This window comes from Bdellovibrionales bacterium (assembly GCA_018266295.1).
GTDB lineage: Bacteria > Bdellovibrionota > Bdellovibrionia > Bdellovibrionales > Bdellovibrionaceae > JACMRP01.
Window position 1 is genome coordinate 30388 of the sequence record JAFEAQ010000015.1, and the last position, 20970, is coordinate 51357.

Annotated in this window: 20 protein-coding genes and 1 pseudogene; 14 read left to right on the top strand and 7 right to left on the bottom strand. The window is 46.1% G+C overall.

Annotated features, from left to right (window positions below; genetic code table 11):
- The first annotated feature begins 30 nt into the window (after nucleotides 1-30).
- Entirely contained in the window at nucleotides 31-318 is a 288-nt protein-coding gene (locus JSU04_16105) for a YraN family protein (protein MBS1971836.1), read from the top strand.
- On the opposite strand, the gene JSU04_16110 is transcribed toward JSU04_16105, so the two are convergent.
- Nucleotides 315-2774, bottom strand: a complete 2460-nt coding sequence (locus JSU04_16110) for an LPS-assembly protein LptD (protein ID MBS1971837.1) — start codon at nucleotides 2772-2774, stop codon at nucleotides 315-317. The two genes, JSU04_16105 and JSU04_16110, sit on opposite strands and share 4 nt — an antisense overlap.
- 197 nt (nucleotides 2775-2971) lie before the next feature.
- Here JSU04_16110 and JSU04_16115 point away from each other — a divergent pair, with 197 nt between their 5' ends.
- Nucleotides 2972-3325: an STAS domain-containing protein gene (locus JSU04_16115; protein ID MBS1971838.1), complete on the top strand. Its 354-nt coding sequence runs from the start codon at nucleotides 2972-2974 to the stop codon at nucleotides 3323-3325.
- Here JSU04_16115 and JSU04_16120 read toward each other — a convergent pair.
- Nucleotides 3322-4473 carry a hypothetical protein gene (locus JSU04_16120; protein MBS1971839.1) on the bottom strand — a complete coding sequence of 384 codons (1152 nt, stop codon included), beginning with the start codon at nucleotides 4471-4473 and terminating at the stop codon, nucleotides 3322-3324. The genes JSU04_16115 and JSU04_16120 overlap by 4 nt on opposite strands.
- Nucleotides 4474-4715: 242 nt before the next feature.
- Here JSU04_16120 and JSU04_16125 point away from each other — a divergent pair.
- Nucleotides 4716-5213 (top strand): annotated as a pseudogene (locus JSU04_16125) (hypothetical protein).
- A 43-nt stretch (nucleotides 5214-5256) separates the two neighbouring features.
- On the opposite strand, the gene JSU04_16130 reads toward JSU04_16125, so the two are convergent.
- A complete protein-coding gene (locus JSU04_16130) occupies nucleotides 5257-6453 on the bottom strand; it encodes a thioredoxin domain-containing protein (protein MBS1971840.1) in 1197 nt (398 codons plus the stop codon).
- Nucleotides 6454-6613: 160 nt separating this feature from the next.
- Between JSU04_16130 and JSU04_16135 the strand changes: the two genes are divergently transcribed.
- Nucleotides 6614-8179, top strand: coding sequence for a ChaN family lipoprotein (locus JSU04_16135; GenBank protein ID MBS1971841.1), 1566 nt, complete (start codon nucleotides 6614-6616; stop codon nucleotides 8177-8179).
- A complete protein-coding gene (locus tag JSU04_16140) occupies nucleotides 8176-8598 on the top strand; it encodes a DUF4339 domain-containing protein (protein MBS1971842.1) in 423 nt (140 codons plus the stop codon). Before JSU04_16135 ends, JSU04_16140 begins: the two co-directional genes overlap by 4 nt.
- On the opposite strand, the gene JSU04_16145 is transcribed toward JSU04_16140, so the two are convergent.
- The gene (locus JSU04_16145) at nucleotides 8579-8851 is read right to left on the bottom strand and encodes an HU family DNA-binding protein (GenBank protein MBS1971843.1); all 273 of its coding nucleotides are present in this window, start codon (nucleotides 8849-8851) and stop codon (nucleotides 8579-8581) included. The genes JSU04_16140 and JSU04_16145 overlap by 20 nt on opposite strands.
- Before the next feature lie 83 nt (nucleotides 8852-8934).
- On the opposite strand from JSU04_16145, the gene argS reads away from it, so the two are divergent.
- The 7 genes from argS (at nucleotide 8935) to pyk (ending at nucleotide 17383) form a co-directional block, all read left to right on the top strand.
- Nucleotides 8935-10647, top strand: a complete 1713-nt coding sequence (gene argS, locus JSU04_16150; GenBank protein MBS1971844.1) for an arginine--tRNA ligase — start codon at nucleotides 8935-8937, stop codon at nucleotides 10645-10647.
- Entirely contained in the window at nucleotides 10647-11351 is a 705-nt protein-coding gene (locus JSU04_16155; protein ID MBS1971845.1) for a hypothetical protein, read from the top strand. The genes argS and JSU04_16155 overlap by 1 nt, the downstream gene beginning before the upstream one ends.
- A 189-nt stretch (nucleotides 11352-11540) precedes the next feature.
- Nucleotides 11541-12518 (top strand): hypothetical protein, encoded by a 978-nt coding sequence (locus tag JSU04_16160; protein MBS1971846.1) that lies wholly within the window; start codon nucleotides 11541-11543, stop codon nucleotides 12516-12518.
- Nucleotides 12519-12647: 129 nt separating this feature from the next.
- Nucleotides 12648-13340, top strand: a complete 693-nt coding sequence (gene bamD, locus JSU04_16165) for an outer membrane protein assembly factor BamD (GenBank protein MBS1971847.1) — start codon at nucleotides 12648-12650, stop codon at nucleotides 13338-13340.
- Complete coding sequence (locus JSU04_16170) at nucleotides 13340-14086, top strand: hypothetical protein (protein ID MBS1971848.1); 747 nt, start codon at nucleotides 13340-13342, stop codon at nucleotides 14084-14086. Before bamD ends, JSU04_16170 begins: the two co-directional genes overlap by 1 nt.
- Nucleotides 14087-14213: 127 nt before the next feature.
- A complete protein-coding gene (locus JSU04_16175; GenBank protein ID MBS1971849.1) occupies nucleotides 14214-15890 on the top strand; it encodes a hypothetical protein in 1677 nt (558 codons plus the stop codon).
- A gap of 5 nt (nucleotides 15891-15895) precedes the next feature.
- Nucleotides 15896-17383, top strand: a complete 1488-nt coding sequence (gene pyk / locus JSU04_16180) for a pyruvate kinase (GenBank protein MBS1971850.1) — start codon at nucleotides 15896-15898, stop codon at nucleotides 17381-17383.
- Nucleotides 17384-17436: 53 nt separating this feature from the next.
- Here the strand turns inward: pyk and JSU04_16185 are convergent, their stop codons facing one another.
- Complete coding sequence (locus JSU04_16185; protein MBS1971851.1) at nucleotides 17437-18417, bottom strand: cyclic nucleotide-binding domain-containing protein; 981 nt, start codon at nucleotides 18415-18417, stop codon at nucleotides 17437-17439.
- A gap of 199 nt (nucleotides 18418-18616) precedes the next feature.
- Here JSU04_16185 and JSU04_16190 point away from each other — a divergent pair, with 199 nt between their 5' ends.
- Together JSU04_16190 and JSU04_16195 are read left to right on the top strand one after the other, a co-directional pair.
- Complete coding sequence (locus tag JSU04_16190; protein ID MBS1971852.1) at nucleotides 18617-18847, top strand: hypothetical protein; 231 nt, start codon at nucleotides 18617-18619, stop codon at nucleotides 18845-18847.
- 54 nt (nucleotides 18848-18901) lie between these two features.
- Nucleotides 18902-19465, top strand: coding sequence for a hypothetical protein (locus JSU04_16195; GenBank protein ID MBS1971853.1), 564 nt, complete (start codon nucleotides 18902-18904; stop codon nucleotides 19463-19465).
- Between the two features lie 141 nt (nucleotides 19466-19606).
- Here the strand turns inward: JSU04_16195 and JSU04_16200 are convergent, their stop codons facing one another.
- Nucleotides 19607-20263: a CoA transferase subunit B gene (locus JSU04_16200; protein MBS1971854.1), complete on the bottom strand. Its 657-nt coding sequence runs from the start codon at nucleotides 20261-20263 to the stop codon at nucleotides 19607-19609.
- A 3-nt stretch (nucleotides 20264-20266) separates the two neighbouring features.
- Nucleotides 20267-20968: a CoA transferase subunit A gene (locus JSU04_16205; GenBank protein MBS1971855.1), complete on the bottom strand. Its 702-nt coding sequence runs from the start codon at nucleotides 20966-20968 to the stop codon at nucleotides 20267-20269.
- Nucleotides 20969-20970 lie beyond the last annotated feature (2 nt).

The following is a 20970-nucleotide window of genomic DNA, read 5'->3' on the forward strand; positions in this document are numbered from 1 at the left end:
CACGCGCGCGGTCTTCGGGCGGAAGAGCGCGTGATTCAGTTTCTTCGAAGTAAAAATCTAAAAATTTTGAAAACTCGCTGGCGCACGACCTATGCGGAAATTGATATTCTTGCTGAAAGCCCGCGCGGAGAAGTTTGGATCTTTGAAGTTAAAAGCCTCAGTCATTTTGATTTTCTCGACGTGCGTGTTTCGCGCCGGCAGAAAGAGCGCCTTAAGCGGGCATTCTTGTTTGTCCAAAGTAAAACCAGAAAACCCGTGCAAATCGCGCTGGCATTCGTCGATAAAACCGGTGAAGTTTTAATAATTGAAAACTTCTAGAAGCCGTATCTGTCGAGTTCTTCCGGAGGAAGAGCTGGTTTCGGAGTTCCGTCGAAGTTGAAGGCAAAGTCGACGTAAAGTTTCGTATTGCCATCAGTTGGTAAGTATTGGGTGAAGTTAATGGACCAACAATCACCTGGTGGCTTTAACTGTGCGACATAGGCCCATGCGGTGATTTTCTTTTCATTCGCAGTATTGGCCCAGTTAGCATTGTAAACAATTTTTCCCATCAAGTTTAAGTACCCCGATTGGAAGCCAGCGCCGAAAGTATAATCTTCGACACGGGATTTTTCGAGATCGACCACTTGGCCCTGTTGCGGGCGCTGGTAGGTTTTAATCCACTGAACTTGGAAGAACTGGCCGAATTCATTCGTCAGGCGCACACGCGAGTTGATGTTCGTAACAGAAAGATCTTGCAGGTAAGTGAGTGTTGTATACGTTTGGAACTGTTTAAAACGCATATCCAAAATTGCATTCAGATCAGACCACGGAGTGCGAGTGGGATTTCTTAAATTTGCCTGATAGGTATCGTACGATTGATAAATTTTTAAATTGGCGAGCTGCAAATATTGAGGTGAATCGCCAAACCAAGTTTTCTGTACGAGTTTATTACTCAGTGCAAACGTCACAAGCCCACGATCATAAACGCGGTCATTATAGTCGAATTGCACTCCGTGAGTGCCACTCACGTCATTGTCAGAAAGATAGTCCGTGTAATAGTAAGTTGGATCTGGATCCGAATCTGTTCCGAAGAAAGGGTGGCTTGGATGGTAGAGCCAAGGAATGGCCGTAGCTACCACCTCAGGAATAATTTCGTGTTTGTATTTGTCGGACTTGGGTCCTTCACCTGTTGTAAAGACGCGGTTGATGGAGGTCTTTACTCCTAAACTTGCGCGAACATAGCGGCGCACGTTGCTGCGATCCTCGCCGGCGTTAAATTGATAATCGGTCTCGCGATAAGAAAGTGAAGGTAAGACATCCAAGTAGTCGCCAATCAAGATGGGGCGGCTAATCGTGCCCGTTAAATCCCAACGCTGGCCCGTACGCAAAAGATCTGTTGCCGGATCAAATGCACCGTCGGCAATAGGGTTACAGGCCGGGTCCGTGTCATAGCGTTTTGGATCGTTGCAAGTATTTGTCGCATAGCGGACTCCGTTGTTCAGAGTCATATTGTCGAAGCCCTGTCCAGCGCGTGCAAAATTCGTGTAGTCGATATTATAAGAATACAAAAACTGTGAGTTTGCGATTTTTTGCTGTGTTTGAGCAAAACGGATTTCAGGCATGCGATGAACGGCATTGGCGTTTGAGGCCAGCGGATCTGATTGCAGCATGTTTACGTAATATGAAGCATCAACGCTGAGATGGTTCGCAAATGTGTTTTTTGTGAGCGATACCCGGTTGTCCATCGCGGGGTTGCCAAACGTCGCCGTGCTTTGCTCAGGAAAGTCTTTACCTGGAAAACCAAAATCGCCGGTTTCCTCGGGAAAGTCTTTTGGATACTGCAGGTCACTGGCGAGATTGATTTGCGCGCGCTGAATATATCCGCCCGGCATGTCGTAATAGTGTTCGTACTTTGTATACCAGCGCGGAATGTCTTTACCTTTAGAGCCTTCAGGTTCGAAGGCTAAAACGCGTGGATCATTTCTAAAAACGCGATCGACGAGGCCCGCCAGCTTAAGCTGACCATAGGAGTTTTCGTTCAGCATGTAGCGATACTCTCCGGCGACTTGGAGTCCGCGTTTTTCGTAGTTCGTCAGAGCAAGTGTAGCGTCTCTATCGCGCGACAGAGCCCAGAAATAGCTTTCTGAGAAAGCGAAACCGCCGGCATCGTCCTTTAAGAAACGGGGAGTAAGAAGACCCGACTGACGGTCACTTTTCAGTGGCACGATCAGGTACGGGAGCCACAGTACTGGGACGGAATAGATTTTCAGAATCGAGTTTTTAATATAGGCGTAGCCGCCAAGTTCTGCGCGGATGTTGCTGCCGGAAAAACCCCAGGTCGGTGGGCAGTTCGTACATGTGGTGTAGTCTGCGTTTGAAACATAATACTCGTCTTCGTTGACCTTCTGCAAAATGGAGCCTGAGAAAACCACGGGGCCTGATTGTACGAAGCCGTCGTAAACGATGCCGGTGTTGTTTTCGTAATCGAGAGTGGCCGCACTTCCGCCGACAGTTGTTTTGGTCGATGCAATCTCAACATGACCATTGAGCTGCGCTTGGCGCGTGCGAAAATTTACTTTGGCTTTGTCGGCCTTGATGTGTTGATTTTGGAAAACGATTTGCACATTGCCTTCGAGCTCCATGGTTTCGTTTTCGCTGTCACGAAACATGCTTTCGGCATTCAAAAGCACGCCCTGAACTTTTGCGGAGGCCTGTGCACGCACGACGCCCGGGACAAGAATCCCTAAGAGCAAAAGAAGCCCGAAATACCATTGTGCCGTCGTCGTTGTTCGCACTTTGTTGTCTGCCAAATCCGTTTTAGCTAGCTGTTTATTTCTAAGGACGTGTCCTGGAGTCCTGCCAGGCTCTAAGTCCAAGCCAAATGATAGGGGGCAAAAGGACGCTTGTCGAGGTTATTTCTAGTCTATCGCCCTCTATAACAAATGCGAAAATGCGCCGAAAAATAAGCACATTGCTCTCGAAGGGATCTTTCATGGAAGCGAAGTTCTATCAAGAAGGCGACGTCACCGTCGTTGCACTCAGTGGTCGTTTGAATATCGAAAAAACACCTGCATTCAGAACTGCATGTTTACAAAGTCTAAAAGGTAAAAAAGTGGTTTTCTGTATGAGGGATTTGAATTTCGTTGGCTCGACGGGGATTCAAAGTTTTTTTCAAGTCATCCGTGAATTCAATCAGAGCAAGCATTTCACGGCGAAGGTTTCAGATTTGAAGCCGGATTTTCATCGCCTTCTGTCGTTTGGCGGAGTGAATGATTTGGATATCTGTGAAAATATGGCAGGAGCTCTACTGAGCTTTCAAGCTCCTGCGTCTTTAACTATTGCCTAAGAATTGTTCTGCTGAGATCTCAGCTCATTAACTTTCTGACTCAAATCAACATTCAGTCTCTCAAGGGACTGAATGGCTGTTTTGAGTTTTTCTGTTTCTTCAACTTTTGCATTCCACATATAGCGCAGGCTGTCCAATTGCTCGGTCAGATCTTGCTTTTCTTTTTGCAAAGTCTTGATTTGCGTCTCGTTGCTCAAGGCCAGTTCTTGCAGGTCGCCGTGCTCAATTTCTAGGCGCTTATTGCTGCGATGAAGTTCGTTAGACTTATCTTGCAGGCGAAGCACTTCTTGCTCAAGACGTGCTTTCATTTCTTCTTTAGAGCGCAGGAGCTCAACGACCTGGTTTTCAAGCTCATCTTGCTTCTCAAGGGCTTTATTGAGCTTTACAGCTTTGATTTCAAGCTCTTGGTTCATGAGTTCCAAGTTTTGAAGTTCATTTTTCTGGCTTTCGATTTGAGCCTCGTAGAAATGAACCATCTCTTGGGATTTTTTCTCGTGGATCTCGATTTGTTGACGAGACATCTTTGTCACTTCCATGATCTGAAAGCGCAAATCGCTCAATTGAGCCTCTTGGCGGGTGCGCTCTTGAGAAAGAGATTGGTTCTTATTCTCGAGATCGCGAGAGTATTCCTTCAGCTGATGAATGTAAGGTTTCACCTGAGTTTTGATGCGGTCGTGATACTTGTGATAGCGGTCGCACTCGGCAGAAAGTTTCTCCACGCGAGCGTGAAGCGCAAGGGCCTTCTCGGTTTGCACTTCTTTTTGTTTTTCGGCCTGTTGAAGTTTTTGCTTCCACATGTTGTCTTTTTCTTTATAGATCAACACTTGGTCGGCCACCGCTGTTTGGGACAGGCGGGCGCGCTGAGCCTCATCGCTCAGTTTCTGGTTTTCATTTTCAAGCAAAGCTAAGCGGCGTAGAGCCACCTTGAGGCGAGTCGCAAGATCTTCATTCTGCGAGATCAGGCTTTCAACACTGGAAGATTTGAGGATTTCCTTGGGTAAGTGAGCGTAGTTGAAAGTGGCCGGCATTTCATCGGGGAGTGGGATATTTTCCACGCCACGCTGAACGGCAACTGGTTTTGAATTTACGGCCTCTTCCTCGAAACCTAAATTCTGTAACTTAATATTTTGAAAAGACTCAAAGTCCATAGAAACTCCTCCATGAGATCCAGGCGGTCCTTAGTTTAGTTTCTCAAAATCGCGAAGAAACTGTCAAAACTTTAGGCTGGTCGCAGGCTTTAACTGGACTCAGATCTAGCAATTCTCAGGACTTTAGAAGGGGTGCTTAAGGTCTTGAAAAACCTGCCGAAAAGTAGGACATGGCAATTGTACTGCACGAAGATAAGCAAAAAGAAGAAGCAAAGCTGTTTAGTGATACGGGGATTGGTAGCACCGATTTAGGTGAGCCCGATTCGCTTCGCTATCGTGTGCTGACAATGGTTCTGGATGAGCGATACGATGGCGCGATCGAAGAGCTTAAAGAGTTCATTGATCAACCCTCAGACTACCCCGACTTCCGAAGTCGTATTCAGAGATTCGTAAATCATAGCGTCGACTTGATCTATGCTATTAAAGCAAAACGCAGTTTTCCGGGGATCTCTTCTTTAACTCGAGCAAAGCAGCAAGAGCTTCGTGAAAAGTTTAAAGAACACTTAAGAGAACTGCAGTATTCGCTTAAAAAGATTGAGAAAAATCAAACAGACCTTCGCGTAGCTGACGCGCGCTCAACAATCTATGTTGTCCGAGCGACATGGTATGCAGTCGTTTCGGTGGCTGCTTTGGGTTTCTTTTTGGAAATCTCAAATGGACTTGCGAAAACAAGCTTCATCGTTATCGACGATGCGGTCACGAAAGCAACGGAGTGGTTGCTTCATTTTGTAAACCTTTAAAGCTCCGCTTAAAGTGCTGAGCCTTAAAGGTTTTATTTAAGAATTACTTTTCAATAGTTCTGTAAGTGTTCTCAAGAACTGCTGGAAATTGTCCGCCAGGCAAGTTTTTGCCATTGAGGAAAATCGAAGGTGTTCCGCTAATCTGAGCTTTTTCGCCCTCAGATGCCATCTTTTTCACGGCTTCATGAACTTCTTCAGAATTCATGCAGGTCTTAACCTGTTCGCAGTCAGCCCCCGTCGCTTTGCAGATATCTGCGGTCACGTCAGCCATTGGCTTTGAGAAAATACTTTCTTGATTATCAAAGATATAGTGATGAGCATCCCAACCCTTGTTGTTGAGCTTTTCAATGCAGAGAGTCGCGTAGGCCAATTCGCAACGTTTGCCGTCGCCTTTGTGTTGAACGGCCGTGTTGCAGACGCCATCAAGGGGGAAGTTTTTAAATACCAACTTCACATCTGGATGTGTTTTGGTGAAGTTATGCAAAGCCGGGTAAGCCGCTTTACAGTGAGAGCACAAGAAATCTGCAAACTCGACGATGGTTACTTTTGCGTTGTCGTTGCCAATTTGGAAAGTAAGACCGTTTTGATCAAAGCTTTGCTCAGGAGCGCTTTGCCATGTTGTTAAGCTGGACTCGCTGACACGCTTAATCTCTTGGTAGCCATAGCTGTCCAATGTCATGTTATTTACAATCAAAGATAGAACTGGAACCGCAATCGCAAGACCCAAGACCCATTTTTCAGTTGTGAATAAATCGCGCACATCATCCGGAAGGCGGCTCATGTCGGGGCGATATGCCACAAAGAGGACAATCCAGTTCAAAATTGAAAGTACATAGGTTGCTATACAGAATGGGCAGCCTACGTGAACGATAAAGAATGAAATCCCGCCCATGATAACAGAAACAAGAAAAATAAAGCTCGAGATATAGAAAGTGTAACGTTCTGTGCGGTCTGAGTTCGAGGTGAGGTTGTAGCGGCTCAAAAGAATAAAGATCAGCAGGAGGCCATTTGTAAATGCTCCGAGCATTGCCATCGGGATTCCGAAAAGTTCAGCAAAGGGACTTGAGGCGGCAGCATCACAGTTGAGTTTTTCATTCACATTACAAACGCTGTCAGCGCTAGCGATCCCGAGTTTGAGGTCAATGTGGTGCTTATTCAGATAAAGGTGAACACCGATAGCGGTGACTGTAAAGAGAAGTGCAAGAAGAACCAGAATCTTTTTTTGAGCTGTATTTTTCATGTTTTCGATTAGACCCCACAATCCTGCTTGAAATCAATGGCTTTTATGCAAAAATAAACTCACGCGTTGGAGAGTCATGTTGACAGGGACGTCAGTAGGGTTGCGAAAAAAAGTAGATTTGCAAAAATGGATACACATCCGCAAGGAGCTGTATCGTCAAATGGAGGCGCAGGTTCAAATCCGCCTCGGCGGCGAAGACAAAGAGCTCACCAACTATCGTAAAGACTACAATAAAGAATTTAACCGTCAATGGCGAAGTTCTACCCGGGATGAACTGTATCGCCGGCTTCAGCTTTCTCGTTTGGTTCTCATGGGCGACTTCCACGCTCTTTCTCAATCGCAAAAAACCCATTGGCGCGTGCTCAAGAATTTTTTGACCGCGCGGCCGATCGTTCTTTGTCTGGAGTGTTTTGAAGCGGAGGATCAGCCTCTGATCGATAAATATATGGCCGGGAAAATGTCGGAACGAGAATTCCTGAAGGCCATCGAGTGGGCAAAGAAATGGGGCTTTCCCTGGGATCATTATCGCTCCATGATTCGCTGGGCGCAGGTGAAGAAGATCCCGGTGTACGGCCTGAATCGCAGCGTGAAAAAGCGAACAGCGGCGAGCCTGAAATCGCGCGATGTCTTTGCGGCTCAAAAACTTCATGGCATTTTAAAAAAACATCCGGAAGCCATCGTCTTTGCGATTTATGGCGATTTGCATCTTGCGAAAGATCATTTGCCGAAAGAAGTTTTGAAACTCGAAGGCCCGGCTTTTAAGAAAAAAATCTTCCGCTTGTTCCAGAACGCGGAAAAAATCTATTTCCAAATTCTCGAGAAGGAGCTTGAAAGCAGTGTCGATATTGTCGAGCTTTCGCACGATGCTTTTTGCCTTCTCAATGTTCCCCCGTGGGTGAAGTGGCAGAACTATCTGATGTACCTGGAACACACTTACGATCCGGGGCTTGAAGATGAAGAAGAGAGTGTTGATTACACGGACCATGTCGGCAATTACGTAAAAATTATTTCCGAGGAGCTCGGTGAAGAAGTTTCGTGTGATGATCTGTCGGTCTATACCGCTCAGGATCATCAGCTTTGGGACCGGTTGCAAGAAAAGTTCGGGCCGCGAGATCTTAAATGGATTGAAACTTTGATCGAAGATGGAAATTCATTTTACCTTCCGGGCTTGGGTGTCGGTTACCTTGCGCGTCCGACGGTGAATCACGCAGCCACTCTTGCCGCGAAATATGTTCATGCGAAGATCAGTCATACGAGCGAAAGCTTTTTTGAAATGCCGAAGGATTTTTTAAGGCTTATTTGGATTGAGGGGCTTGCATACTTTGGCTCTAAAATCATCAATCATAAGCGCAAAACGGATACGGTGATGGATCTAAGAACGGCCGTTGCTTCGCGAAGCGCCACGGGAACCGAAAAAGAGCCGTTGATGCTGGCCCTGTCGCAAAAGATGCATGAGCTGATGGTGATTTCTGGAAGACCTCAGGCACGGAGTGTGGTGCAGCCGAAGAAAAAACGCAGTTATCAAGTGGCGGCGAGTCTTTTGGGCGGCATGATCGGCGAGCGACTTTATGGAGCGTATCGCAAGGGCTTGTTGTCGAGGCAGACAGTTATGGCGTTTTTGAAAAAGTCGATGAAACAAGAGAACTTTAATGTGGCCTACTATGAGATGATGGAAATCGTGGAATCCTTGCCGGCCCCGTTCCGCAGCAAAAAGGAGAAGATGTGAGTTCTTGGTATTACAATAAAAATCTCAAGCCACAGGGTCCGCTCAATTTTGAAGAGATGAAGAAGAAAATCATGCGTGGGGAGATCGGCCCTGGGGATTTGATTTGCAAAGATGGTGAGATGCAATGGCAGATGGCTGTCGAGTGGCGTGATTTTCCGCGGGATCTTTTTCCGGCGTTTCAAAAGAACTATTTCAAATCGGCGAATCCTGAAGAAAAAGAGTGGATTCTATTGATGTTCAACCAAGAAAATCCTGACGGAATTCAGCAGGGACCTTACTCCATTGTTCAGGTGAATGAGATGCTGCAAGCGGGAACTGTCAGTATCGAGGACTACGTTTGGCGCAGCGGTCTTTCAGGCTGGGTGCACATTAAAGACCGCGCGGAGTTTGCAGCGAAACCTACTTCACTTGATCTTTAAATTCTTTACCTGGCTTGAAGCGTGGCACGCGGCCGCCGGGAATTTGCACGGAAGCGCCGGTCTTTGGATTACGTCCTGAACGGGCTTTGCGAGTCGTGCGTGAAAAGCTGCCAAAACCAACGAGTTTCACCTCGTCACCTTTTGAAACCGCTTTTTGGATTACTTCCAGTGTGGCATCGAGAATCTGCTCAGATTGCTGTTTGGTGGTGTGGGTCAGTTCCGCTACTTTTTCTACGAGTTGTGCCTTATTCATAGGGGCTCATAGATACTCAAAATACCGATTCATGTCACCGGATTTACATTGGAATTGACGCGGAATTTTGGTAGTTTTTTGGCATGATTCAAACCGCTAAAACCCAGATCGCAAACCTATTAAGCCCCTTGACGCAACTTCCGGTGGAAGACCTGCAAAAAACACTTGAAAAGCCGAAGCAATTTGAGCACGGCCATATTGCTTTTCCTGTATTTGCACTGGCGAAAACACTTCGTGTCGCGCCTCCACAGATCGCAAATGATTTAGCGGCGAAAATTCAAGAGAAGATTCAAGGTGGAAATGTTCCTTTTTTGGAAAAAGTCCAGGCGGTGGGCGGTTTCCTCAATTTTACTTTTAAAAATTCTTATTTGCAGGAAGTTCTTTTTACAAGCCTTTCGCAGACTCACGTTGGCTATTCGGACAACGGCAAAAACAAAACCGTGGTCATCGACTATGCTTCGCCGAATGTGGCAAAGCCAATGCATGTGGGGCACTTGCGTGCCGCGATGGTTGGGCAAGCGATTCGCAATCTCGCTGAATCACAAGGCTACAAAGTCATCGGTGTCAATCACTTGGGCGATTGGGGCAGTCAGTTTGGAAAGCTCGCGTGGGCTTACCAAAAATGGGGCAAAGAATACACCTTCGCAAATCCCATGGACGACATGGTGAAAATGTACGTGCGTTTCCACGATGAGGCTGAGAAGAATCCAGGCCTGGAGGCGGAAGCGGCGGCGACCTTTAAGCGTCTTGAGGGCGGCGATGCCGAAATTAAAAAGATTTGGCAGATGATCGTAGAGTTTTCACTCAAAGATTATGATCGTCTTTTAAATGGCATGCTGAAGGTGAAGCATGATGCTGTCTTGGGTGAGTCCTTCTACACTGACAAGATGGATAATGTGGTCCATCTTCTAAAACAAAAAGGCCTATTGAAAGAAAGTGAAGGCGCGCAGGTTGTATTCTTTGATGAAAAAGAGAACATGCCTCCTTGTATTATTAAAAAGAGCGACGGGGCTTCTATTTATGCCACCCGTGATCTTGCAACGGCGATTTACCGTCATGATGTGCAGAAGGCTGATGAGTTGCTTTATGTTGTGGGTCAGGATCAGACGCTGCACTTCCGCCAAGTTTTCAAAGTGCTTGAGATGATGGGGTTTGAATGGGCGAAGACTTGTCACCATATCTCTTTCGGTCTTTATCGTTTTAAAGAAGGTAAGATGTCGACTCGAGCGGGCCGCGTGGTGCTTTTTGAAGACGTTATCACACAGGCTATTGAACTTGTGCAAAAAATGATCGAAGAGAAGAATCCGACTTTAGAAAATAAAGAGACCGTCGCGAGACAAGTGGCTTTGGGTGCTGTGATCTTTAATGACTTAGTGAATGACCGCGTGAAAAACGTTGAATTCGACTGGGATCGTATTTTGAGTGTTGAAGGTGATAGCGGTCCTTACGTGCAGTATACGGTGGTTCGTTGTAAGAGTATTTTGCGCAAATACGGAAAAGCGGCGCCAAAAGTATCAAGCATGGAGCTAGCTCAAGAAGAAGAGCGCAAGCTCGTGTTCCAGCTTTTGCAGTTTGAAGATATTCTTACGGGCGCTTACAAACAGTATCGACCGAATATTCTTGCGCAGTATTTGCTGGAAGTGTGCGGTAGCTTCAGTCACTTCTATCACAAGTGCCGTATCATCGGTGAGGCGCCGGAAGTGGAGTCCTCACGTATTGCTTTGGTTGCGGCGACGGAAAGAATTTTAATTCAAGGTTTGAAGATTTTAAATATCGAAGCGCCAGAGGCGATGTAATGAAGTTTTTAGCCCTGCTTATGACATTTGTCGTTTGTGTGAGCTTTGCGCGTGCAGAAACCGTCACTGGTGAGGGCTATGAACAGAAAACCAACTTTGGGAAAAAGCTGTTTGATCTTGATATTAAAGTCGATAGGGCCGAGGGTCTGACTAAAACCACGGCCATTTATAAAGACCTGAAAGGTCAGCCGACGGTTGAAGAAAAAGGTGTCGTCAAAGGGGATGAGCTGATTTCATTTGATGTTGATCAAAGGCAGATCAGGGAAAAGGGGCATATCGAAGTTCAGGGCGACAGGGTGTTTTTTACCTATGAAAAAGACGGCAAGAAAAAGACTGCCGAAGAAAAATTAAAGAAACCTTTTTTGACTCCGGCAAATTTCAATCTTTACGTTTCAAATCATTGGGCTGATTTTGCCGGTGGTAAAGAGGTTGAAGTGCGCTTTGCCGTTTGGTTTCGTCTTGAGACCGTGGGTTTTAAAATCTTTAAAGTGGGCGAAACTCTGAAGGGCTCACAGAAGCTGATTCAGCTTCGTATGAAGCCAAGCAGTTTTGTTATCGCGGCTTTGGTGGATCCGTTAAATCTTTGGTACACCGAAGACGGGCAGAAGCTGATGGAGCTTTCAGGACGTGTATCGACGATGCTTCCTCAAGGGGATGATTTCAAAGATCTCGACGCCGACGTCCGCTATATTCATCATAATTAAACAGAAACAGCTATTCTCAGGCTGAGACGTGTTCAGGGCATTTGTCCTCGTCTCTCGTTGTCTCAACTCTCGTAGATGTCATAGACGTGTTCAAAGATATAGACAGCTGCATCAGCCTTAACCATGTGAAAACACGTTCTACAGAGGTGGACCCGCATTTGCATTGATATGCAAGTATCGGGGGACGTCATGTTGAAAAGATCATCTTTATTGTTCGTTGGTGCTTGTTTGATCGTCATGTTTCAAAACTGCGCACAAAACGTAGCTTTCAAACCAGAAGATACATTAAGCATGAGTTCTAGTAACGGGGACCCAAGTGCGGTGAGCCCGGATTCTACATCCAGTGGCAACGATGCGTCTCAGCCGGGTGCGCCTGTGGTTTCTGATAAAGAAAACAATGAGACTTTTAAAGTGATGTTTAACAGCGAAGCGGCTCCGCTGGATATGATCTGGGTGATTGATAACTCAGGCTCAATGAATGAAGAAGCGGCACTCGTTCGTAAGAACTTTGATGCCTTCCTGACTGCGCTTAATAAAAGCACGAATTTCCGTTTGTTATTAGTAAGCCAGCAAGGCAACTCAGGGACTTCCGTTTCTATTCCTAGTAGTTTTGATTCTGCAACTCACAAGCAGATCAATCAGCGCGTAGAATCTAAAGACGGACCTCAGGTTTTGCTTAACCAGTTAAAAGTTCTTCCGGCGGGTTTCTTGCGTGATGATTCTAAAAAGATCGTCGTATTTGTGACTGACGACAATTCAAGTTTGGCATCATCTTCATTCATGAGCTCTTTAGTGGCTCAGCAGAAATGGTCAGCGAAGGACGTGAGTGTTTCTTCGTTCATTGGTCTTGATAAAGCAAGTAGTCCTTGTATGGATAAAGAAGGTGTCGTCTATAAAGAGCTGGCGACAGCGACCGGTGGCCGCAACTACAATATCTGCCTGCAGGACTGGAGCGGACATTTTAGTGATTTAATCAATGCGTCTGTGTCTAAAGCGATTCGTCGTTTTACCTTGGGAGTGGATGCTGTGAAATCCATTTCTGCTGTTAAGGTCAACGGCATGGCTTTGGATAAGAGCGCTTACTCGGTTTCCGGTAAAGTGGTGACTTTGGCTGATGGAGTGAATCTGCCTGAGAACTCGATGGTGTCCGTCGATTATAAGTATTAATGAGGTTTTAATAACTAGGCTTAGTTTGGAGAAATCCTTGCGCCCCAATCTATGGTCTAGGTTTTTTTAAGAGACAGTCTCAAGTTGAGACTGTCTCAATTTTTTCGAGGGATTGCCGATAAGCACCCTATGAAAAGAGTCTCAAATTCTTTATTTGTCATAGTTTGTTTAAGCATCACGGTGGGCCTGTTATGGGGCTACAACGAGTTTACAAACTACTTCAATCAAGGGAAAGAGTATCAAGTTCAAGTTCATCAACTGCGTAAGCAAGTTGAAAGGGAAGAATTTAAGAATGCTCTTTTGCAAAATCAGCTGACAGATTTCAAACAGAGTGTTGCTGCGGTTTTGCCGCCGAATTCCGAAATCAAAAACGACATTGCTAGCTATGAAATGAAGAACTTTGCAAGCGCCCTGCGGGTGCCTGCGAGCGAGGCGCAGATCGATCTTTCCGGTGTGATCTTTGAAAAGGGTAAAAAGCTTTTCAAGGAGCAGAAGTATGAAAAAGCCATCAAAGAATTCCGTAAAGTCTTGGACGAGTATCCGCTCTCTCGCTACAAAGTAGAGAGTCACTTTTTCATGGCTGAAGGTTACTTTTTGCAAAAGGACTACAAGAACAGCTTGGATTTGATTGACCAGATGCTACAGCAGTATCCGGACAATGATCTCACGGGATTTGTGATGCTTCGTATGGGGCAAATCAGTGAGCTCAATAACCGTCTCGAAGAAGCTTCTGAAGTTTATAAAACCGTTCAGACACACTTTAAAAATGATCAATTGCGTGCTCAGGCTCGCAAGCTGTCTGAAGGTATTCAGGTCGAGTAATGAAGAAATTTGCGCACGTTTTACTTTTTATTGCCGCTTTTCAAATGGAAGTCCGCGTGCGCGCTTCTGAGCCGGCAATGACATATCCTGAAAATTGCTTGGGTCGAGCTGTTCCTTGTTCTTTCAAGGTGACGGAAGGCAAATGGTCTTTTGAGTCTGGCAATGTGAAGCTGAGTGCCGGTAGCAATACCATTCTGACGGCTGAGGATCTTAAATCTAAAGACTGGAAACTTGTTTCTGGAACTCTTTGGGTGCAAAACGGTCCTTCCGTGAAAATTAGAACAGTTTCTGCGCAGGCCGAAGGCAGCAGCGGTCAATACTGGATTTTTGCGCAAAAAGACGGGCGTATCGTTTTCCGTAACATTACTTCAAAACTCATTGTCACTTTTAAAGATCAAACCAAATTGGAAATCCCACGCGGGTTTGAAGTTTGGGTGGGTAATGTGAACTCTCAAGCGAAAACTGAACACGGAATGATTGAACCAATCAACCTCAAGGAACACTTAAAGGCCTGGTACGAGCTCTATCCAGGAAAGCGTGAACAATTTGTGTCTGAGGTTCAGGATTTAAAAGACCAATGGTCCGACCTTGTCGAGCAAAGCGGTGATATCTACAAAAAAGTGGCCGAGCGCGAGCTCGCGGCATTGGATGATAAGAAGCGCGCGCAGCTTGAAATTCAGCGTAAAAAAGAGGAAGAACGCCTTCGCATTCGTGCCGAGTTTCATAAGCGCGTTTTTGATCAATAAATCCCGACCTTTTGCGAGTTACCAAAGTCCTGTTTTCCCCTTTAAAAAGAGCCCTTAGTCCTCTCAAAATCCGCTTTGTGATAGTCTAAAAGCAGGATTTTGTAGATATTTTCCGAGGAGGACAAGGATGTCCAGTATCAGCTCTTCAGAACGTAAACGTCAGGATGATCGCGTTCGTCAAACCCGTGAGGATTACGAAGCTCGCGAAACCGAGAATCAAAAACGTCAAAAAGCGGAAATGGAAAGCCTTAATCAAAAGCACTACGCAGAAATCAATCGTCTGAACGAAGAGTTCGGTAAAGAGATGGAGGCGTTAAAGAATCACTATCGCGAAAATCTGAGCGAGCGCGATCAGGAAAACATGCGTAAAGTGGACGAAGTCCGCAATCTATACAAAGGCCAGCTTCGGAAGAAAAGCGAAGAGAACGAATCAGATCGCCGTCAGATGAGAAATGCCTCGGAAGGCGCTCTGAGTAAGCAAAAATCGATCACCAAATTGCAGCAGGACAATCTTATCGAGCGTCACCGTGACGAGATGGCTGAGCAAAGTGACAAGTTTGAGGAAATGAGCCGTCGTAATCAGACAGAAATGAAAGAAACTCTGAATAGTCACGATGAGAAACTGAAGGGCGCTCATGAGAAGGAAATGAATGCAACGGTGAAAGACCGTGATTTGCAGCTTGCAAACAAAGACCGCGATAACAAAGAAATGCGTAAGGCTTACGAGGGAAAACTCAATGCGGAGCGCCGCCAGCGCGAATCCGAGGTTTCTCGTTGGAACCAGAAATACCGCGATACCGTTGATAACTACGAAGAGCAGAATGCCGATAATATGAAGACCCAAGGCATGGTTCTTCGTGGGGAGTTGAATGAGCTCAATCGTAAGTATAATAACGCCATTGATAAAAAATACCAGCAACTCGATGATTCGAACCAAGAGCTGCGTGATTCGGTCAATGACCGTTTGAATGGTCAAGTACGCTCAAAGCAAAGCCAAGTGGATCGTCTGAGTAGTAAATTGAATCATGAAATGATTAACAACGAGCGTTTGCGAAATATTGAGCGTCGTGATCTTGAGAATAGATTTGCCGAGCAAACAAAGATACTAGAGAACCAAAAAGAAGGTGCTCTGGAAAATATGAAGGATGTTAATAAAAAACGTATCGGTCAAATGGTGGATCAGACCAGTAAAACTTTGCGCGAATCGAATCGTGAACATCGTGGTGAAATGGATATGCTCACCCAGAGAAATCGTCAGGATCGCGAATTTCTTATGCAGCAGCACAAAGACAGTGTGAACCTGATCACTGACAATGCAGAGGATCGTGTAAAGAAAATCACGAAAGTGGCAAGAGACAATCAAGAGGCCTATAGCAACTATTTCGATAACTCTCTGGATCAGATGAAGGATAATTTTGCAGGCCGTCTCGAGGGGCAAAGAGAGAAGAATACCGATGACATGGTTCGCTTAAATAAAGCCATGGGTGATCGCTTCCGTGGAATGGAGAGAGGTTTTAACCAGAAAATGGAAACCCTGACTTCGAACTATGAGAATAAAATCAACCAGATGAAAGAAAACCATGAGAAAGAACTCAAACGTATTGAGAACTACTATGCTCAGCGTTTAGACAATAAAGAAAAAGAACAGAAGCAATCTGTGAGCTCTATCGAGATGAAGTATGAAGCAAAATTGGCGCAAAACAATGAAGCTCACCAGGAACAACTCGATAGAATGAATAGACGCCATCAGGAAGATATGCAAAACTTGTCTACGAGAATGAGTAACTACAGCAAGAAGGCATAAGTTTCATGTTAGCAGATCGCAGAGCCAAGATCGTCGCAACTATCGGCCCATCCACTCGTGATGAGGCTTCCCTTGAAAAAGCAATCAAAGCCGGGCTCAATGTTGCCCGGCTTAATTTTAGCCATGGCAATCATGAGGATCACCTGAAAGTGATCCACACTGTTCGCAAACTTTCCCGCGAACTCCGTGCGCCCGTAACAATTCTTCAAGACTTGCAAGGTCCAAAAATTCGGGTCGGTAAGTTTGAGAAGGGCTCTATTCCTCTTAAAAAGGGCGATAAGCTTGTAGTTACGACAGATAATGTTGTGGGGCGTGAGGGACTTATTCCAAGTGATTTTAAAGAGCTCCCTCAGTCTGTACAGCCAGGCACGAAAATTCTTTTGGATGACGGATTGCTTGAGTTGAAGGTTTTGCAAGTCCGCGGCAATGAAGTGGATGTGGAAGTGGTCTTTGGCGGTATTTTGAAAGACCGCAAAGGGATGAATCTTCCGGGGGCGAACCTTCCGGTGGATTGCATGACGACAAAAGATTTGGAAGATCTCGAGTTCGGTCTTGCGAACGGTGTTGACTACGTTGCTTTGAGTTTTGTTCGTCATCCGCGTGATATTCGCAAGCTGCGTGAAATTATTGAAAGTAAGAAATCTCCGGCAAGAATTTGCGCGAAGATTGAAATGGTTGAAGCCCTCGATAATCTTGAAGAGATTGCTCGTCTCAGTGATGCGATTATGGTTGCGCGTGGAGATTTGGCTGTTGAAGTTGGTCAAACCCTGTTGCCGGGTATTCAAAAGAAGATCATTACTCTTTGTAATCAGCTCAGAAAGCCTGTTATTACGGCGACTCAAATGCTCGATAGCATGGTTGAAAATCCTCGTCCGACGAGAGCTGAGATCACAGACGTTGCGAATGCTGTCCTTGATGGCTCGGACGCTTTGATGCTTTCTGCAGAGTCGGCAAGTGGTAAGCATCCTTTCCTTGCGATCCGCACTATGCATGACATTATCGTTGAGGTCGAGCGGACCGAAGAGAAGTACTATAAGATCTCTCTTGAAAACGAATTCTTAAGTCCTCCGGCGGCGATCGCAGCGAGCGCGAGTTTGTCTGCGTTGAAGCTGAATGCGCAAGCGATTGTGTGTCTGACAACGACAGGGAAGACGGCAAATATTATTGCCAGCTATCGCCCTAAGGCACGCATTATCGCAGTCACAGACCGTATGGATGTGTTGAATACTCTGGAGCTGACTTGGGGTATTCAAACGCTGACGTTGAAGCCTTACAAGACAATGGAAGACATCCTTGATCAGGTGGATAACCTTCTTGTCAGAAATGGTTTGGCGAAGACAGGAGATCGCGTGATCTTTACTCTCGGTCAGCCGATTTCAGACGGCGCAAAGACGAATGCGCTCTTCTTGCATATCGTGGGCGCTGAAAACCAAGTGCGCGCGAAGGATGACGAGCTTCCGCTGCGATGTCAGGCAGATCCTAATATTCAATAAAAAAAGCCACCGCAAGGTGGCTTTTTTGTTTCTGTCAGGTCAGGTGCTAAATCCTAGCGAAGATGTTTTTTCAGATTATTAATGAGGCCCCAGTTTTTCACCATTTTTGAAACTTCCGCCGGGTTCACGCTAATAAAAATGCCGGACTCTTCCATGATTTTTTCTGATACGAGTTTCTTTTCGATGGCCGGATTGAGTTCTTCAACACGGATCAAGCGGCCAAGATCCTTCATGGATTCATTTTGAATATCGTTTACATTCACTTTGTGAAAGCCTTTGGCATCCGGCTGAACTTTTGCGGCAAAGTGAAGGATGCCATCCATGATTTTGCACTCGTCATCTCTGAGGGAAATCTTCTCTTTGTCAGAGCTAAAGAGCCATTCTGTGTACCAGTCAACGAACTCAAACAAGTAATCCGGCTGAAGATTGATCATCTTCTGGCGGCCTTCGCCGAGATCTTCAATCGTCATATAGCCGAGAGTTTTCAAAGCCGCTGTCATGCTGTTCATTTTGTTCGTAGCTTCTTGGAAAACCTGAATCGTATATCGGCGCAACACACCCGCTGGAACCGAAACGCCGCCTTCTTCGGGTTTGCCATATTTGTGTCCAACAAGATTGATCAGAGACAAAAGCTTCGTCACTGTGTGAGGCGGGAAGCGGTCTTCTTCTTGGCCCGCGGGGTTCTCAAGCATTTTGATTTTCTTATTGGCCTCGCGCAGGTTTTCGTTCATGGTTCTCATGATCGCTTTGACCCAAACTGGCAGTGAATCCATTTGGGAGTTGAGGCCTTCGTAAGGAAGAGAAATAACTTCAGAGTCCTTCATCGCTTTGACATTCGCGCTGCGAGGTTTTTTGTCAAAGATCGCCATTTCTCCAACCATGGAGCCCGGGCCGATTTCGGCAAGAACGACTTCAGAGGTTCCCTTGGTTTTTGTGACGGCTAACATCCCGGATTTTACGATATACATCGCATCCGGCGCATCTCCTTCGCGGAATAAGTAAGTATCTTTTGCGACTTTTTTGCCGTCAGCCACGATCTTCCCCTCGCTAAAACTCTTTCCATAAGTATGACTTTAATCAGAGCGGGCGGCAAATAGACCTCGACCGAGGGCGAGCTGTTTCGAACGCTAACGAAAGCAAGAGCAACAGTAAAATACTCTTGTGCTTAATTTTGCAATACTCCGTCATAGACCGCGCAACAACCTTTACTATGTTGAGTTGCGGAGGCTTCCCATGAAAACATTTATGGCTATTTCGTTACTCTCGATCCTAGGTCTTTGGAGTTTTGTTGCCGGGGCAGAACAGCATCCGATGGTAGCTCCTGCGGCAGGGGTTGCAATTGTTGCCGACAATGCCGGCCAGTGTCCTTATGGCTATAAAGAGGTGCCGACTTATAAGTGGAGTAAGTCAGAGCATCGCTGGGTGTACGTCGGTTACACTTGCTATCCATCGGGCGGTTACTAGACCGCTGGCATCCTTGTTGCTTCATTGGTCCTTGTCTTTAAAAAGGGGGACACAATGAAACCACTTCTAATGATCGCTCTCATTTTATCAGCGACGACTGCTTTTGCGGATTCTTTTAAATTAACTCGCGACGGCCAGGAGTATCTTTGTACGGCGACGGCGCCGACAACACCTGGAGGTGCTGTCGATTGCGTGAATAAGGCTTATTCGGGCCCATTTAGTAGGGATGAGTCCATGAGACTTTGCTCAGGGGCGAGATCAACAGCTCCTGCAGAGTGTGCCATGAAAGCCTACGCAGGTCCTCTTTCTAAAGAAGAGTCTATTAATCTTTGCATTCATGCTCGCTCAACCGGTCCTGTGGACTGTGTTTCAAAAGCTTATGCCGGTCCATTTTCAAAGGCGGAGTCCTTGGATCTTTGCAGTGGCGATACAAGCGTTGCAACGGCGGATTGCGCGATTAAAGCCTATGCAGGTCCCTACTCAAAAGCCGAATCGATTCGCCTCTGTAAAGGCGAACCTCAGTTGATGATGCGTTCTCTGAAACTCATGGAAAAATCTCAAGAGATCCAGCAAAAAGTGATGCAGATGAAAGTCACTTATCCGGTATTGCGGCAGTAGTTTTGGTTAAATTTCTGCAAGGGTCTTATTCAACTTTTCGGTGATTATCGCTTCCAGGCTGGAAATGTTCCCAGGTGATGTAGACAATAAAAAAACCCGCTTTATCAGCGGGTTTGAAATTCCTACTTTGTAAATTCAGAATTAGAACTTCATCGGTTTGCAGTCCGGAGCGACTGTCATCTTGCCTTCAGTGGCAGCGACAACTTTCTCTGGAGTCAAATCCGGTGCGTACTCACGAAGAACGAAACCGTTCGGAGTGACATCAATCACGCCGAAATCAGAAACGATTTTCTTAATACAGTTCACACCCGTCAGAGGTAATGTGCACTTCGTGCGAAGTTTTGAATTACCTTCTTTGTCCGTGTGTTGCATTGCCACAATCACGTTTTTAGCACCGGCGACGAGATCCATCGCGCCGCCCATGCCTTTGATCATTTTACCTGGAACCATCCAGTTGGCGATGCTGCCGTTTTGATCCACTTCCATCGCCCCCAAAACAGTGAGATCGACATGGCCTCCGCGAATCATCGCAAAGCTATCCGCAGAACTAAAGAAGCTTGCGCCCTTCAGTGCTGTCACAGTTTGTTTGCCGGCGTTGATAAGATCTGGATCGATGTCTTTCTCGAGCGGGAAGGGACCCATGCCGAGAAGACCGTTTTCGCTCTGTAACATAACGGATTTTGTTGGCGGAATAAAGTTCGCTACCAATGTCGGGATGCCGATACCCAAATTGACGGTATAGCCGTCTTCAACTTCTTGTGCGATTCGCTGAGCGATTTGATCACGATTTAAAGGCATGACTTAACCCTTTCTCACAGTCTTTTGTTCTATGCGTTTTTCATAACCTTTTCCTTGGAAAATGCGCTGAACGTAAACGCCTGGAGTGTGAACTTGATCTGGATCGAGTTCACCCACTTCAACAAGTTCTTCAACTTCAGCGACTGTGATTTTGCCTGCGGTCGCCGCCATCGGGTTAAAGTTACGAGCGGTTTTTCTGAAAACTAAGTTTCCGAATTTATCACCCTTCCAGGCTTTGACTAGAGCAAAGTCGCCCACGATTCCGCGCTCAAGCACATAATCGCGGCCATCAAAGTTTTTAATCTCTTTGCCTTCAGCAACCAAAGTGCCCACTCCCGTTGGAGTGTAGAAGCCGGCAATACCGGCGCCACCGGCGCGCATGCGCTCAGCCAGTGTGCCTTGGGGGCAGAATTCAAGTTCCAACTCGCCGTTCATGAATTGTTTTTCAAACGTCGCGTTTTCACCGACGTAAGAAGAAATCATTTTCTTGATTTGGTGAGAGTGAAGCAAGATGCCCAAACCGAAATCATCCACACCGGCGTTGTTAGAAACGCAAGTGAGGCCTTTAACTCCAAGCTCTTTTAAGGCTTGGATGCTGTTCTCAGGAATACCGCAAAGACCAAAACCCCCAACGATGAGGGTCATGCCGTCTTTGATGCCTTCAAGGGCTGACTTGGCGTCAGCGTAAACTTTACTCTTAGACATGA

What these genes read in the sequence shown, in the direction of transcription:
- JSU04_16115 (MBS1971838.1), top strand. Translation starts at nt 2,972, where the DNA reads ATGGAAGCGAAGTTCTATCAAGAAGGCGACGTCACCGTCGTTGCACTC.
- JSU04_16120 (MBS1971839.1), bottom strand. Translation starts at nt 4,473, where the DNA reads ATGGACTTTGAGTCTTTTCAAAATATTAAGTTACAGAATTTAGGTTTC.
- JSU04_16130 (MBS1971840.1), bottom strand. Translation starts at nt 6,453, where the DNA reads ATGAAAAATACAGCTCAAAAAAAGATTCTGGTTCTTCTTGCACTTCTC.
- JSU04_16135 (MBS1971841.1), top strand. Translation starts at nt 6,614, where the DNA reads ATGGAGGCGCAGGTTCAAATCCGCCTCGGCGGCGAAGACAAAGAGCTC.
- JSU04_16145 (MBS1971843.1), bottom strand. Translation starts at nt 8,851, where the DNA reads ATGAATAAGGCACAACTCGTAGAAAAAGTAGCGGAACTGACCCACACC.
- argS (MBS1971844.1), top strand. Translation starts at nt 8,935, where the DNA reads ATGATTCAAACCGCTAAAACCCAGATCGCAAACCTATTAAGCCCCTTG.
- JSU04_16155 (MBS1971845.1), top strand. Translation starts at nt 10,647, where the DNA reads ATGAAGTTTTTAGCCCTGCTTATGACATTTGTCGTTTGTGTGAGCTTT.
- JSU04_16160 (MBS1971846.1), top strand. Translation starts at nt 11,541, where the DNA reads ATGTTGAAAAGATCATCTTTATTGTTCGTTGGTGCTTGTTTGATCGTC.
- bamD (MBS1971847.1), top strand. Translation starts at nt 12,648, where the DNA reads ATGAAAAGAGTCTCAAATTCTTTATTTGTCATAGTTTGTTTAAGCATC.
- JSU04_16170 (MBS1971848.1), top strand. Translation starts at nt 13,340, where the DNA reads ATGAAGAAATTTGCGCACGTTTTACTTTTTATTGCCGCTTTTCAAATG.
- JSU04_16175 (MBS1971849.1), top strand. Translation starts at nt 14,214, where the DNA reads ATGTCCAGTATCAGCTCTTCAGAACGTAAACGTCAGGATGATCGCGTT.
- pyk (MBS1971850.1), top strand. Translation starts at nt 15,896, where the DNA reads ATGTTAGCAGATCGCAGAGCCAAGATCGTCGCAACTATCGGCCCATCC.
- JSU04_16190 (MBS1971852.1), top strand. Translation starts at nt 18,617, where the DNA reads ATGAAAACATTTATGGCTATTTCGTTACTCTCGATCCTAGGTCTTTGG.
- JSU04_16195 (MBS1971853.1), top strand. Translation starts at nt 18,902, where the DNA reads ATGAAACCACTTCTAATGATCGCTCTCATTTTATCAGCGACGACTGCT.
- JSU04_16200 (MBS1971854.1), bottom strand. Translation starts at nt 20,263, where the DNA reads ATGCCTTTAAATCGTGATCAAATCGCTCAGCGAATCGCACAAGAAGTT.
- JSU04_16205 (MBS1971855.1), bottom strand. Translation starts at nt 20,968, where the DNA reads ATGTCTAAGAGTAAAGTTTACGCTGACGCCAAGTCAGCCCTTGAAGGC.